This window comes from Roseovarius pelagicus (genome assembly GCF_025639885.1).
Lineage (GTDB): Bacteria > Pseudomonadota > Alphaproteobacteria > Rhodobacterales > Rhodobacteraceae > Roseovarius > Roseovarius pelagicus.
Window position 1 is genome coordinate 121220 of record NZ_CP106738.1, and the last position, 14732, is coordinate 135951.

The following is a 14732-nucleotide window of genomic DNA, read 5'->3' on the forward strand; positions in this document are numbered from 1 at the left end:
GGTGGGCCTAAAGCTCGCTGATCTTCAACTTGGTGATCCGGTTGTCCTTGCGCGCGGTGACCTCGAAACGGAAACCGTGAAAATTGAACACTTGGTTCACCTTGGGGATCATCTGCGCCTCGTGGATCACAAGGCCCGCAACTGTGTTGGCCGCGTCGTCGGGCAGAGACCAGTCGGTGGCGCGGTTCAGGTCGCGGATGGTCATAGCACCATCAACGATAAACTGGTTGTCGTCGCCCTTTCTCAAGGAATGTTCGGCCTCTGGGTCGAACTCATCGGTGATTTCGCCGACGATTTCCTCTAAGATGTCCTCCAGCGTGATCAGGCCTTGCAGGGTGCCATATTCATCCACCACTAGCGCGAAATGCGTGCGCATGCGCAGGAACTGGCGCATCTGGTCATCGAGTGTCGTGGTTTCGGGTACGAAATAGGGTTTCATCGCGACGCTGGAGATATCGAAATTGCGCAACGCTGACGGCGCACCGTTGCGCCCCAGAACCAGTTTGTGCATGGCGCGCAACAGATCCTTGGCATGTACCACGCCGATGATGTTATCGGGGTCGCCCTTGAACACGGGCAGACGGGTATGCGGGCTTTGCAGGCATTGATCCAGAATCGCCTGCGGCTCTGAACTGCTGTCGATCATCTCGATCTGGCTGCGGTGAAGCATGATTTCCTCGACCGCGCGTTCGCCCAGATCAAGCGCACCCAGAATGCGGTCACGGTCCTCTTTTTCGACCACGCCTTCGGACTGGCCCAGATAAAGCGCACCGGCGATTTCCTCGCGCACGGCGAGGATATGGCTGTCGGGATCGGTTTTGACGCCAAAGAGGCTAAGGATGCCACGTACGAGAAAGCGGACCGCGGCGACCACCGGGGAAAACACGCGAATGACCAGCATGATCACGGGCGAGACGCGGCTGGCAGCCACCTCGGCATTGGTGATTGCATAGGTTTTCGGCAGCACTTCGGCAAAGATCAGAACCAGCAGCGTCATCACCAGCGTGGCCAGTGCCACGCCGGATCTCGCCGAATAGCCGCGTGAAGAGCGCCGTGGCGAGCGACGCAGCAAGGATGTTGACCAGATTGTTGCCTAACAGGACCGAGCCAATCAGGCGTTCGTTGTCTTCTGTGATGTCCAGCGCACGTTGGGCACCTGTATCGCCCTTCTCGGCACGCGCGCGCAGCTTGCCCCGCGAGGCCGCGGTCAGGGCGGTTTCGCTGCCGGAGAAGAAGCCGGAGAGGACCAGCAGCGCCAGAATTGCGCCGGTGGTAAGCCAGAAAGCCGCGTCGAGCGTCGCGCCGGTGGGGTCCATTGGGTCCTTCGAAGATCGTTTGTCAAAAACTGGTTATGGGGGCAGGTGGCGCGGTGTTCAAGGGTTGGAAAGCGTAGCGCCGACTAATCTGACCCCTTTGCCAGCGGGTGGTGCTCCAGAACCAGTGCCTTGAGCCGTTCCTCCAGCACATGCGTGTAAATCTCGGTTGTGGCGACATCGGCATGACCCAGAAGCGTCTGAATCGCACGCAAGTCCGCTCCGTTGGCCAACAGATGCGTGGCAAAGGCATGGCGCAGGGTATGAGGGGTCACGCGCGCCGGGCTGACGCCGCCCGCAACGGCGAGCTCTTTGATAAGGCCGTAAAACCGATGGCGCGTGAGATGGCCAAGTTTGCCCGCCGAAGCAAAAAGATATGGCGAGGGGCTTGCCCCTTTGGCGCGGGCCGCGTCGGCGCGGTCGTCATGATCCTTCAACCACGCCGCCAGTGCAACGCGTGCGGGGGATGACAGGGGGACCATGCGTTCCTTGCCGCCTTTGCCGCGAATAAGCAGCATACGCGGATCGCCGCGTGCCGCTGTGACCGGGAGCGAGACGAGTTCGGTGACACGCATACCAGTGGCATAGAGCAGTTCCATCAGACACGTGTTGCGCAAACGGTCGCGCGCGTTGCGTCCGTGGCTGCGTGCAGCGTCCAGCAGGCGATCGACCTCTTCCTCGGTCAGGGTTTTCGGCAGACGTTGGTCGCGCCCCGGTCCCTTCAGGCGGATGGCCGGATTATCTGCGCGCAACCGGTCCTCGAACGCAAAGCGGTAGAGCTGTTTGATCGCCGAAAGGCGGCGGGCACGGGTGGATTTCGCCAGCCCCTGAGCCTCGCAATGAATCAGGTAGTTTTCGACGTCCAACTGGCTGGCATTGGCAACGTTGTGCCCGGCGCGGCTCAGCCATTCCTGAAAATCGCCCAAATCACGTGCATAGGCCATGAGCGTATTCTCTGTCGCGCCCTGTTCGGCGGCTTGTGCCTCCAGAAAGGCGGAGATCCATGTGGTGCCGTCACTCATTCGCGGCGATCCAGAATAAGGATTTGCAGGGCTGTGCGCCGCGCAGTGTCCTCTAGCCCGACAGCGCGCAGGGTGGCGAGAGCGGCCGTGATATCGACCAGATCGCCAGACGCCTGATCGGCCTGATTGGCAGCCGACAGGATCGCCTCGCCCAGTTTGCCGTCCGCCAGCAATTGCGCGTGTTCAAGTGCAGGAGAAATGGGAGTGGCAAATGCGTCGGCAATGGCGCGCTCTGGTCCGCTGCTGGCCAGTGTTGCATCGGGTGCGCCGCGCGCGACAGAGGCAAGGAAAAGGGCGCTGCGCGACGCCCCGGCGCGATTGGCGATCTCTTCGTAATCTGATGTCAGCAACAGGATGCGAAAGGCCAGCGTCGCGGCGTGTGGCGGCAGGTCGAGCCGCGCCAATCGAGCCGAGAAAAGTCTGGCGAACGGGATTTCAAGGTGTTCGGCGCGCATCAGCCGCCACACCGGAGGCAGGGTACGGGTGACGGCGGCTACGTCGCGGGCTTCCAAAGCCGCCTCGAATTTTTGCACGGCTGACACACGTTCCCAGACACCACCCGATGCCGCAGGGCGCTGATCGGTATAAAGGCCCAGCAGCCGGTTTTCCGACAGTGCACCGGTGCGAACCAGCCGCTCGGCGGCTTCCAGTTCGGGCTTCCATCCCGAGGTGTTGCGTAGATCGGCAGTGGCGAAGGCCAAAGGCAGATTGCGTGTGGGCAGCGGTGTGCCGACCGCTTCGTATAGCCGAAAGAGCAACGGCGAAGGTTGCGCGACCGGTGCGAGAGAGATCGCTGTTTCAGCCATTTCAGGGTCAAGGAACTGCGCCAGAAGCTGGGCTTCTGTCGGGGGCAGAACATCCAACGCCTGTGCCGTGTCGTACAGCAGAAAGGCGGTTTGCCAGTCGCCGGTCAGGGCGGTGCAATAGATTTGGGCCGCGTATCCGGGGTGCAGGCCGGGGGTGTCGCGTAACGCGGTGCAGGCTTCCACTTCGTCCCCGCTGAGCAGGGTTAAATCGAACCAGGCGGGAAAGAGCAGCGGTGTCGTCGGTCCCGCGCGTTCCAGCAGGGCCTGCGCAGGGTCGACCGCACCGAACCGGATTAGCGCATCAACGCGAGCCTTTAGAAATGCGCCTTTGGCCCCTTGGGGCGGCTCGGCCTCGGCCAGAAGCAGGGTATAATATAGGGCCTGTATCGCGGGCAGTGGTTCGGCCGCCACATCGCGCCACAGGGGCAGGATGTCAGAGGCGGCGCTGGCTGACCAGAGTGTATCGGGCAGCCCGGTGACGGATGGCGGCAGCAGGCCGACGGCCTCGTGCCCAGCCTCTTCGAGCGGCATGACGGTGACATCGGGGATGGTCACGCCGGTGCTGACGGGCGGCTCGTTCTGCACTGGCTGACGAGGTGCGGCCAACGGTGGCGCACCGGGATCATTCAGCCAGTCGATGGCCGACAATGGTTGTTGGGCACCTGCCATGCCGCAAGACATGCAAGCAAACAGAGCGGCACCGAGAAATGTATCAGCCTGTCTCAAGGATGATTTCCTGCCGAATCTCATTGACGGGCGGAGAGAAGTCAGCGCCGAAAAACGGCCCGAGATATGCATAGCCAACCAGCCCTATGAAAGCGAGGATAGCCAAATAGAACAACCACTTGACGATTTTCAGCACGATGAGCCTGCCTGATTAGTTATTGCTTTTGTCCAACTTATAACTGGCCTTTTCAACAAGATCACGTCATTGGTTCACCTCAAATGCGATTTGGGCGGGGGAGTGCCGAGGCGTGAGTGAAGCCAAGGCGTGGAAACTGAAGAAAACCGTTGTTCTGGTGGGTATGATGGGCGCGGGCAAGACCGCTGTGGGCAAGGCTCTGGCGGTGCGGCTTGGGGCACAGTTCCTTGATTCCGATGCAGAGATCGAAGCCGCCGCCAACATGACCATTGCAGAAATTTTTCAACGTGACGGCGAGGCGTTTTTTCGCGATCGCGAGACAGAGGTCATCGACCGGCTGATGGAGACGCAATGCTGCGTCCTGTCCACAGGGGGCGGTGCATTTTTGTCCGAGCGCAATCGCGCGCTGATCTCGCAAAAGGGCGTATCGGTCTGGCTCAACGCCGAGTTGAAGCTGCTGTGGGGGCGGGTTCGGCACAAGGACACGCGGCCACTGTTGCGCACTGATAACCCCTACCAGACGCTACGCGCGCTCTATGACGCCCGCGTGCCGATCTATGCGCAGGCTGATCTGGCCGTGATGGCGCGGCCAGAATATTCGATTGATCAAATGACGGATCAGGTGATGGATGCGCTGGTTCAACGTCCGGACGTGGTGGAGGCAAATACATGACTGAAATCGTGCATGTGGCATTGGGATCGCGCGCCTACGACGTGCATGTGGGGCCGGGCCTGCTGGGGCAATCCGGGCGGCTGATTGCCCCGCTGCTACGGCGTCCGCGCGTCGTGGTGGTGACGGATGACAATGTCGGGCCGCTGCATCTGGAAACCTTGCGCAATGGTCTGGCGCAGAACGGTGTAAAGCTGGAATCGCTGGAACTGCCAGCTGGGGAAGCGACCAAGTCATGGCCGCATCTGGAGCGCACGGTGGAATGGTTGCTGGATCAGAAGGTCGAGCGCAATGACATCGTGATCGCGTTGGGGGGCGGTGTCATCGGCGATCTGGTGGGGTTTGCGGCAGCGGTCCTGCGCCGAGGCGTTCGGTTTGTGCAGATACCGACGAGCCTGCTGGCGCAAGTTGACAGTTCAGTTGGCGGCAAGACCGGAATCAATGCGCCGCACGGTAAAAACCTGATAGGCGCATTTCATCAGCCCAGCCTCGTTCTGGCCGATACTGATGTTTTGGCATCGCTTAGCCGTCGTGATTTTCTGACTGGATACGGTGAGGTGGTGAAATATGGACTGCTGGGAGATGCATCGTTTTTTCAATGGCTTGAGGTGAATGGTTCGCGTGCTGCCGATGGTGATATGGCGGCACGGATCAAGGCTGTGAAACGTTCGGTCGAGATGAAAGCCGAGATCGTTGTGCGCGATGAAACCGAACAAGGCGACCGGGCATTGCTCAACCTCGGGCACACGTTCTGTCATGCGCTGGAGGCGGCAACTGGGTATTCTGATCGCTTGCTGCATGGCGAAGGCGTCGCTATTGGCTGTACACTGGCGTTTGAGCTGTCCGCGCGTCTGGGACTATGCAGCCAAGAAGACCCAAGCCGGGTGCGCGCCCATCTGCGCGACATGAATATGAAGGTCGATCTGTCTGATATTGAAGGGGAATTGCCAGATGAAGAGGCGTTGGTCGCGTTGATGGGACAGGATAAGAAAGTGCTGGACGGTCAACTGCGGTTCGTGCTGGCGCGCGGGATCGGTGACGCCTTTGTGACATCAGACGTCCCGCGCGAGGCGGTTACGGGCGTGTTGCGGGATGCATTGGCCGGGCGTTAACCGGGGCGCTGACCGGGGCGCGCGTGTGCCGGGCTGAAGCCCGGCCTGCGGGATGTTGTCACGGTGCAGGGACAGTGTCCTGCGCTTTACCGATCTCGTCGAGTTTTTCCCGCAGGGTCATCTCGTCAAGCTGGTTCATCGGCAAGTTTACAAAGATCGAAATGCGATTGCGCAGCATCCGGTAGGTTTCTGCAAAAGCAAGCGCCTGTTCGGCCTCCGTGCCGGTCACAGCAGCAGGGTCGGGCAGACCCCAGTGCGCGCTGATCGGCTGACCGGGCCAGAACGGGCAGACCTCATTGGCGGCATTGTCACAGACGGTGAATACGAAATCCATTTGTGGCGCGTTCGGTGTGGCGAACTCGTCCCAGCTTTTGGCGCGCAGATCACCGGTGGGGTGGTTCATATTGTCCAGCAGGTGCAATGCGCGAGGGTGTGGGCTGTCCTTGGGGTCGCTGCCCGCTGAATAGGCGCGAAACCGGCCCAACCCTTCGCGATTCAGGATCGATTCGGCCAGAATCGAACGTGCAGAATTGCCCGTGCAGAGGAAAAGGACGTTCTTGATCGGATCGGACATGGTGGCTCCTGCGTCGGCACTGTTTACGTTCTCTTATCCATCGAGTTTGACAATCGCGTGACGTTTTTTCCCGGCACTCAGCTTGATCGGATTGGCCAATGCCGCTGCGTCGATCATCAGGCCCGCATTGCTGAGGGGTTCGTCGTCGATCCGCGCGCCGTTTTCGGAAATCAGGCGTTTGGCCTCTTTACCAGAGCCAGCCAAACCCGCGCGCACGATAAGCTGTACGATCGAGATGCCGTCACCGATGTCGCCAGCCGTGAGCGAAAGGGTGGGCAAATCATCCCCCACGCCGCCCTTCTCGAACACCTCGCGTGCGGTCGCCTCCGCAGTCTGCGCGGCTTCTGCGCCGTGCAACAGCGTTGTCACTTCATTGGCGAGGATAACCTTGGCTGCGTTGATCTCTGATCCGGCCAATGCGCCCAGCCGATCACATTCATCGACAGGCAGTTCGGTGTAGAGCTTGAGAAAGCGTCCGGTGTCGGCGTCGGTCGTGTTGCGCCAGAATTGCCAGAACTCATAGGGGCTGAGCATATCGGCGTTCAACCAGACGGCACCGCCTTGGGATTTGCCCATCTTCTTGCCGTCCGAAGTGGTCAGCAGGGGGGACGTGAGGCCGTAAATCTCGTTGTCCAGCACACGACGGGTCAGGTCGATTCCGTTGACGATGTTGCCCCATTGGTCCGAACCACCCATCTGCAACAGGCAGCCGTAGCGGCGGTTCAACTCAAGAAAATCATAGGCTTGCAGGATCATGTAGTTGAATTCGAGGAACGACAGCGATTGTTCGCGATCAAGGCGCGACTTTACCGACTCGAATGACAGCATCCGGTTGACCGAAAAATGCCGCCCGATGTCGCGCAGGAAATCTAAATAGTTCAACTGATCCAGCCATTCGGCATTGTTGATCATAATAGCGTCCTGTGCGCCATCGCCGTAGTTGAGATAGTTGGCAAAGACCCGTTGCATACCCGCGATATTCGCGTCGATCTGTTCAGGGCCGAGCAGCGGACGTTCGTCCGAACGAAAACTGGGATCGCCGACCTTGGTCGTGCCGCCGCCCATCAACGTAATCGGCTTGTGCCCGGTCTTTTGCAGCCAGCGCAGCATCATGATGTTCAGCAGATGGCCGACATGCAGCGACTGCGCCGTGGCGTCATAGCCAATATATGTCGGCACAATGCCAGCGCTCAGGGCGTCATCCAGCCCCTGATAATCGGTGCAATCGGCGAGAAAACCGCGCGCCATCATCGTTGCCATGAATTCTGATTTGGGGTGGTAGGTCATATTGCTTGTCCCGGGCAAGTTTGCGCGGCATGTATATGTGTGGATTGGGCAAAGGAAAAGGCCATGTTGAAGGCCGGACGCCTATGGGCGCTGGGGGCGATGTCGGGCACCTCTCTGGATGGTGTCGATGCGGCGCTGATCGAGACCGACGGACAGGACATTTTCGCCTTTGGCGACACTGCGTACCGGGCCTATTCGGATGCGGAACGCGCCGTGCTGAAAGCGGCGCTGGGGCGCTGGCCGGGGGATGATCTGGCCGAAGCGGAGGCCGTCGTTATGGCGGCACATATTGAGGTTCTACAAGGGTTTGACCGTGGTGCACTGGTCGGCTTTCACGGTCAGACGCTGGCCCATGAGCCACGTGGGCGCGGTACGCATCAAATCGGCGACGGGGCGGTACTGGCCGAGGCGCTGAACCGCCCGGTGGTCTGGGATTTTCGCAGTGCTGACATCGAATTAGGCGGGCAGGGTGCGCCGCTGGCCCCGTTCTATCATTTTGCCTGCGCGCGTCATATTGGGGCGGATGCGCCGCTGGCGTTCCTGAATCTGGGTGGTGTGGGCAATATCACATGGGTCGATCCGCGCTGCGCGCGACCAGAGGACGAGGGCGCGTTGCTGGCCTTTGACACCGGCCCGGCGAATGCACCGATCAACGATTTGATGATGGCGCGGCGGGGCGAGCCCTATGATCGCGACGGTCGGCTGGCAAAACGGGGCAACGTGGTGGACGGCGCGTTGGAGCTGTTTCTTGACGAGCCATATTTTATGGCCATGCCGCCGAAGTCGCTGGATCGCGATGCCTTTGCCGACATGATCGGGCTGGTGGGGGAATTGAGCGATGCAGACGCTGTTGCGACGCTGACGGGGATGGTCGCCGCAGCGGTGTTGCGCGGGATGGAGCATTGCCCGACCCCGCCCGAACGCATGTTGGTAACGGGAGGCGGGCGGCACAATCCGGTGATGATGGACATGTTGGGTGCCGCGCTTGATTGCCCGGTAGAGCCGGTCGAGGCCGTGGGGCTGGACGGGGATATGCTAGAAGCGCAAGCCTTTGCATTTTTGGCGGTGCGCGTGGCGCGCGGGCTGCCAACATCCGTACGTGGCACGACTGGGGTACGCGCCGCTGTGTCGGGCGGCATCCTGAGCAGGCCGGAGGGACAGTGATGGACTACGATCTGAACAAGGGCGCAGGGGGCGGCGTCAGGATGGGTATGATCGTGCTGCGGACTGATGAAACGTTGGAATTTGAGGCACGACAGGTGTTGGCCGGGCGCGATGCGCAACTGCTGCACAGTCGTATCCCTAATCAGAACGAGGTGTCACCTGAAACGCTGGCCGAGATGGAGCGCGCATTGCCCACGGCGGCGGGATTGCTGCCCGACGGGCTGGCAGCGATCGGCTATGGCTGTACGTCTGCGGCAACCGTGATCGGGGAGGACGCGGTGGCCCGCGCGATACAGGTGGCACAGGCGGGCGTGCCCGTCACCAACCCGATCAGCGCGGTAAAGGCGGCACTGGAGGCGCTGGGAGCGCGACGGATCGCCATGGTGACCCCCTATGTGCCCAGTGTGACCGCGCCGATGATCGCGTTGCTGGCACAAGGCGGGATTGAAGTCGTGCGCGAGATCAGTTTCGGCGAAGGTGATGACCGACGGGTGGCGCGTATCGCGCCACATTCGACGCGGGCCGCGATGCTGGAGGCCGGGCGTGATGACGGGGTTGATGCAGTCTTTGCCAGTTGCACCAATTTGCAGACGTTTCCTGTAATCGAACTGGTGGAAACCGAGTTGGGGCTGCCGGTGGTGACGTCCAATCAGGCGCTGTTGTGGCACATGCTGCGATTGGCTGGCGCGCAGGCGCAGGGGTGGGGGCCGGGACGGCTCTTCTGTCTGTAGCCGGATTTCCCTGTCTGCCGTTGTGCAAAACTTTGGCGCGGCAGAAGTATTTGTAGAAAGATGAAAACGGGAAGGCGCGACCTTGCCGATAAGGTGGTGCGCGCAGGGCGGTGTTTTGCCAAATTGCAAAGCGCCCCCATATAGTAGAGCATTCCAGTGGATAGGGTTTGACATATGGGTGAGGAAATTTCGCGCGGTGACGCAGAGGGCATTCGATGCGCCAGTGAATTGAGCGCGCATGTGCGCTGGCTTGACGGGATCACCGGGGCGGCACTGGGGGTGCTGGCGGTGGCGTCCGGCATTTACACCTATCTGGGGGTATCGTCGTTGTTGGATGATACAGGCATGTTGAGCTTTGCAGCGGCAGCGTCCTATTCCATCGCGGTTTCTGTCGGAATATTCGTGTTCTGGTCTTATTTGATGCGGCTCTTGCCCGCCGTGCGCACGATGGCGTCGCGGATCGGACTGATGGTATCGATGCTGATTGGCTCGTTGGCGATCATCGCGATGTCATCATGGTTAAACGCGGCGGCATTGGCGGGATCGGCGGCGGTCGAGCAGCATTTGGCCAAGACGGTGCAGGAATATCAGGCATCTCTGGAGCGCGCGAATGCGATTGCCGTGTCGGCACAAGGGCTAGAGCGGGATGTGGCACGGGTGCGGCAGTCGTTCGAGGATCTGAGCGAACAAGAGGCGGATGGAAACCTGTCGGGCCTCGCCGGACGCGGTGCGGTGTTCCGGGTGCTGCGGCAGAAGTCGGACGAACTGCGCAGTCTGGAGGCGCAGATCGCCAGTCAGGCCCCGCTGGTTCAGGCCGCGTTTGCCGAAGGCAACGCGATCCTGAGTCGGATGCGCACATTGACGGTGGAGCCCGGGCCGGTCGAGCCACGTTCGGTCCAGTTCAGCGAGGAAGCGGTGCGGCTGGCCGGCATCATTACCCAGTTGCGGCAGTTGTCAGTGGCCCCGCTGGTATCGCGCGCGGCGCAGGATCTGGCGGCATCGGTGGTATTGCCTGAACTTGATGGGCGCACCGGGGCCGCGCGTGGCGACCAGCAAAGCACGATCGCATCGGTTCTGGCAGTGCTGGGGCAACGTGCTGATACATTGCGCATGGCAGCCGAAGCGGTCGTCGCGATGCCAGCGCCGTCTGATACGACCTATACACCGATCTCGGCGGCGGATGCGGTGATCCTCTATGCGGGCAATTTCGCGCCATCATGGGCCGGGGCGATTGCCATTGATCTGTTACCGGCCGTGCTGGTGTTGATCCTGATGGTCACACAGGCCGCGATCCGTTCGGGGCGCGATGGGGTGCGGGTCGAAGAAACGCTGACCTTGTCAGAGTTGCGCGGTGCCATGTTGGCACTGCGTGAGATGGAAGGGATGCATGCGCCACCTGCTGCGGCTCCGGAAAAGGTGGAACTCGATCTCCGCAAGGCGACAGGGCTGAAACCTGTCGAAGACACCGGAAAGACGGGATGAGCGCCACCGAAAAATCTGCTCTGTCGCGCCGCTGGGATACGCGACGGGTGCTGATGGCGGTGCTGGGGCTGCAACTGGGCATGGCGTTGTTTCTGGCAGGGCGGGACGTCATCGGCGCAGTGCCGCAATTGGTCTGGCCTTCGCCGCAGCCGCAACTGACGACCCCCGTGGCACCCGGCGATCAGACGCGCCGGTATGCACCGCGCGACACGCCGCTGCGAGAGATGCCGGATCGGCCGTGGCGCAATACCGGCGATATGCCGCAGCGGCTGAGTTTCGAGCGCGTGGACGACGTGTTGCATCTGACCGGGGCGATCGAGGTTGGGGATGCCGCACGTTTCGCCGAAGCATTGACACGCGAATCCGGTCTGACAGCAGTGCAATTGAGCAGTCCGGGGGGATCGGTGCACGACGCATTGGAGATCGGTCGCAGTCTGCGCGCGGCTGGGTTGGACACCGTCATGGCGGCGCAGGATGTGTGTTTTTCTGCGTGCCCGTATATTCTGGCGAGCGGAGTTGCCCGCCACGTCGATCACGATGCGGCCGTTGGCGTGCATCAACATTATTTTGGACAGAGCACTGTATTGCCGGCGTTTCTGGCGGTGGAGGATATCCAGCGCGGGCAGGGTGAGGTCATGACATATCTTGATGCGATGGGGGTGGATACGCTGGTGATGCAGCACGCTCTGGCGACGCCGCCCGATGAGATCTATGTGCTACTGCGAGAGGAACTGCTGGATTATCGGTTGGCGACGGAAGTGATCGACTAGCGGCATATCCTCCTCGTCGATGCCGTGTGGCATGTTTGAGTATTCACGGAACATCGAAAACGTGCGGTGAACATGCCGTCAACGCTATCCTGATAATCCAATGTTCAACCCGCGCAGACAGCGTGCAGTTTCAGGGGTTTTCCACGAAAAAATAAAAATGTATCAGCGCGTGAGCATCTTCATGCCGCGCGAGAGGCCCTCTAGTGTCATTGGCACCATGCGCGTCTCGAATATTTCATAAATCATTTGTGTCGATTGCGTGTAGTTCCAACGGTATTCCGGCACCGGATTGATCCAGAGGTTGTCCGGCCATTGGTCGCGGGCGCGTTGCAGCCACGTCTGCCCGGATTCAGCATTCCAATGTTCGTTGGCGCCGCCGGGATAGGCGATCTCGTAGGGGGACATGGCGGCGTCCCCCACAAAGATACATTTGTAATCCGGTCCGTAGGTATGCAGGACGTCCTGTGTGGGGATTTGAGCATCCCAGCGGCGGCGGTTGTCGCGCCAGACGCCTTCGTAGAGGCAGTTGTGGAAATAGTGGTATTCGAGATGTTTGAATTCCGCGCGTGCAGCCGAAAACAATTCTTCGACCACGCGAATATGCGGGTCCATCGAACCACCAACGTCAAGAAAGAGCAGCACCTTGACTGCGTTGCGCCGTTCGGGGCGGGTCTGGACGTCGAGGTAGCCATGTTCGGCGGTGGCGCGGATGGTGCCATTGAGGTCGAGTTCTTCTTCGGCACCGTCACGTACCCATTGGCGCAGGCGCTTTAGCGCCACCTTGATATTGCGTGTGCCCAACTCAACATCGCCGTCGAGATTGCGAAATTCGCGTTTGTCCCAGACTTTGACCGCGCGCTGATGGCGCGATTTGTCCTGGCCGATGCGCACGCCTTCCGGGTTGTAGCCATAGGCACCGAAGGGCGAGGTACCTGCCGTGCCGATCCATTTGTTGCCGCCCTGATGGCGGGCCTGCTGTTCTTTCAGGCGCTCTTTGAGCGTTTCCATCAGCTTATCAAATCCGCCGAGCGCTTCGATCTCTGCCTTTTCCGCATCGCTTAGGTGTTTTTCCGCCAGCTTTTCAAGCCATTCAGCAGGCAGATCGACGGCGTCCAGCACCTGTTCTGCGGTGATCGCGTCCAGCCCTTGAAAGCTGTGGGCAAAGGCGCGATCAAAGCGGTCGATGTGGCGCTCGTCCTTTACCATCGCGGCGCGGGCGAGGTAGTAGAATGCCTCGACATCATAGGTGGCCAGACCGGCACTGACGCCATCAAGGAACGTCAGGTATTCGCGCAAGCTGACCGGAAGACCGGACTTTCGCAAAGTTTCAAAAAACGGCAGGAACATCGGCAGATCAGCGCATGGTCCGGTCGAGCAGGATGGTCGCAAAGAGACCAGCCAGCGCGAAGATCAGCGCATATACTGCGGCGTATTGCAGGATATCAGCCGTGCGCCCCTTGCGACGGCGGGCCTGGTAGGCCCCAAGCGCAGCCCCGATAAGGGCCGCTATCAGAATGATCATGGCTTACCCGTTTGTTCCTTTGAGCGGGTTCAAGGCACCAATTTCGCGCAGTTTTGCACGTACGGCCCAATCCGCGCCGTATCCGTATCGTGCCCAGCCAAGGCTGTCCAGACGCACTGTCCGGGCTTCGGCCACGCGACCAGTCAATTCCAGCGCCTCGGCGCGCAGCATCATCAATGAGGCGAGAAGAGCGGCGTTTTCGTGTTTCTCTGCAACGGGCAATTGCGGCGCCAGCAGCGTCAGGGCGACGTCACCGCGACCATGAGCAATGGCATAGGATGCCAGTTGAGCGGCGGCATGGGCGCGGTGCAATGCGGTGCCGGGGCTGCGCCGGTAATAGGCGTCGGCGGCGGCAAAATGGTTCTGGGCGAAATCTGGATCGGTGTTTTGCGTCAGGCGGCCCAATGCATAGTGGCTAAAGCCGCGGCGATGATCGGTCCAGCCCACCGTTTCAGCAACGTGCAGGGCGGATTGGGCCGCTGTTCGACGTTGCATGGGACCGGCGCCGGGGCCAAGGGCAGTCTGGATGGCGCGCACCCATGCGCGGGGGGTGGTGCTTGTGCGGCGCGGCGCGACATATTCACCATTTGGATTGAGACGCGCAAGGATGGCCGGCAGTCGGGCGGAAACCTCGCGACGGGACATACCCGATTGCAGTTCCGGGGCATAGAAGGCGCGCAGCATGAGCATGTCAAAGCCGGTCAGCACCGTATGAACGTTGTCGTCGTTAAAGACCGAATCGGGCAGACGGTACAAATCGTTGAGCGGACCAATGGCCTGCGCCAATTCCTCGTGCAGGCAATCGCGCACTTCCTGAGGGGCGGCGTCGCTGGGGACAAAAATCGCGATTTTGCGACGGGTGGTCAGCGCGCTCCAGTTCGTGAGGCGCGAGCGTTTAGCAGCACGGTACTGCGACAGGCGCGAAATGTTGGGCACGACGAAACATGCGGCCTGCGGCAGATGCCGTCGAATTTCTGAACGTGGGACGGCCTCAATCGTGATATTGGCGCTTGGGCCATTGATCAGGCTGATGTCGATACTCGCCTCGGTCCGCAGTCGGTGCAGCAGGCGATTGAGATCAGGCAGAAGTGTCGGAGGTGGCGCGCCCACCACCTTGACCGAGATCGGCCCCTCGAACCGCGACAGCACCTTTAGCTCGCGCCCCGATTCAAGCCGCAGACTAAGGTCGATGAAATCGCGCGCCATATCCTGATTTGAGCGTGCCGGGGGGGTGGGCCGCGGTACGGAAAACACCTTCATCGGGGGCATGGATGGGTCGGTTTGGGTTGCCGCGCGGGAGGTGACGTCCCCGGACGCACCGGGCATGCAAGCCCCTAGCATAAGGCAGATCGGCAGAATTAGACGACGCATAAGGCCCCCCGGAAAATCACGGTCACTGAAAACCCTCCGACCATCG

At 60.8% G+C, this 14732-nt stretch carries 13 protein-coding genes and 1 pseudogene; 6 read left to right on the forward strand and 8 right to left on the reverse strand.

Annotation, left to right across the window (positions count from 1 at the left end):
* Window positions 1-7 precede the first annotated feature (7 nt).
* The 3 genes and pseudogenes from N7U68_RS01700 to N7U68_RS01710 form a co-directional block, all read right to left on the reverse strand.
* Window positions 8-1316 (reverse strand): annotated as a pseudogene (locus N7U68_RS01700) (HlyC/CorC family transporter).
* Window positions 1317-1399: 83 nt separating this feature from the next.
* A complete protein-coding gene (locus N7U68_RS01705) occupies window positions 1400-2335 on the reverse strand; it encodes a site-specific tyrosine recombinase XerD (protein WP_165192451.1) in 936 nt (311 codons plus the stop codon).
* Window positions 2332-3867 (reverse strand): hypothetical protein, encoded by a 1536-nt coding sequence (locus N7U68_RS01710; protein ID WP_263048026.1) that lies wholly within the window; start codon window positions 3865-3867, stop codon window positions 2332-2334. The genes N7U68_RS01705 and N7U68_RS01710 overlap by 4 nt, the downstream gene beginning before the upstream one ends.
* Before the next feature lie 299 nt (window positions 3868-4166).
* On the opposite strand from N7U68_RS01710, the gene N7U68_RS01715 reads away from it, so the two are divergent.
* Window positions 4167-4676: a shikimate kinase gene (locus tag N7U68_RS01715; protein WP_165197616.1), complete on the forward strand. Its 510-nt coding sequence runs from the start codon at window positions 4167-4169 to the stop codon at window positions 4674-4676.
* Window positions 4673-5785 (forward strand): 3-dehydroquinate synthase, encoded by a 1113-nt coding sequence (gene aroB, locus N7U68_RS01720; protein WP_263048027.1) that lies wholly within the window; start codon window positions 4673-4675, stop codon window positions 5783-5785. Before N7U68_RS01715 ends, aroB begins: the two co-directional genes overlap by 4 nt.
* Window positions 5786-5843: 58 nt before the next feature.
* On the opposite strand, the gene N7U68_RS01725 is transcribed toward aroB, so the two are convergent.
* Window positions 5844-6359, reverse strand: a complete 516-nt coding sequence (locus N7U68_RS01725) for an arsenate reductase ArsC (RefSeq protein ID WP_165192449.1) — start codon at window positions 6357-6359, stop codon at window positions 5844-5846.
* Between the two features lie 33 nt (window positions 6360-6392).
* Complete coding sequence (gene tyrS / locus N7U68_RS01730) at window positions 6393-7646, reverse strand: tyrosine--tRNA ligase (protein WP_263048028.1); 1254 nt, start codon at window positions 7644-7646, stop codon at window positions 6393-6395.
* 63 nt (window positions 7647-7709) lie between these two features.
* Here tyrS and N7U68_RS01735 point away from each other — a divergent pair, with 63 nt between their 5' ends.
* From N7U68_RS01735 to N7U68_RS01750, 4 genes are all read left to right on the forward strand, one after another.
* The gene (locus N7U68_RS01735; protein WP_263048029.1) at window positions 7710-8810 is read left to right on the forward strand and encodes an anhydro-N-acetylmuramic acid kinase; all 1101 of its coding nucleotides are present in this window, start codon (window positions 7710-7712) and stop codon (window positions 8808-8810) included.
* The gene (locus N7U68_RS01740) at window positions 8810-9541 is read left to right on the forward strand and encodes a maleate cis-trans isomerase family protein (protein WP_263048030.1); all 732 of its coding nucleotides are present in this window, start codon (window positions 8810-8812) and stop codon (window positions 9539-9541) included. The genes N7U68_RS01735 and N7U68_RS01740 overlap by 1 nt, the downstream gene beginning before the upstream one ends.
* 174 nt (window positions 9542-9715) lie before the next feature.
* On the forward strand, window positions 9716-11023 hold the full coding sequence (locus N7U68_RS01745) for a hypothetical protein (protein ID WP_263048031.1): 1308 nt from the start codon (window positions 9716-9718) through the stop codon (window positions 11021-11023).
* Window positions 11020-11793, forward strand: coding sequence for a COG3904 family protein (locus N7U68_RS01750; RefSeq protein WP_263048032.1), 774 nt, complete (start codon window positions 11020-11022; stop codon window positions 11791-11793). Before N7U68_RS01745 ends, N7U68_RS01750 begins: the two co-directional genes overlap by 4 nt.
* A 162-nt stretch (window positions 11794-11955) precedes the next feature.
* On the opposite strand, the gene N7U68_RS01755 is transcribed toward N7U68_RS01750, so the two are convergent.
* Genes N7U68_RS01755 through N7U68_RS01765 form a run of 3 tightly spaced genes read right to left on the reverse strand, consistent with a single transcriptional unit; the run spans window position 11956 to window position 14686 of the window.
* A complete protein-coding gene (locus N7U68_RS01755) occupies window positions 11956-13140 on the reverse strand; it encodes a vWA domain-containing protein (protein ID WP_263048033.1) in 1185 nt (394 codons plus the stop codon).
* A 7-nt stretch (window positions 13141-13147) separates the two neighbouring features.
* Window positions 13148-13315, reverse strand: a complete 168-nt coding sequence (locus N7U68_RS01760; RefSeq protein WP_165192443.1) for a hypothetical protein — start codon at window positions 13313-13315, stop codon at window positions 13148-13150.
* Between the two features lie 3 nt (window positions 13316-13318).
* The gene (locus N7U68_RS01765) at window positions 13319-14686 is read right to left on the reverse strand and encodes a DUF2927 domain-containing protein (protein WP_373322951.1); all 1368 of its coding nucleotides are present in this window, start codon (window positions 14684-14686) and stop codon (window positions 13319-13321) included.
* Window positions 14687-14732: the final 46 nt, after the last annotated feature.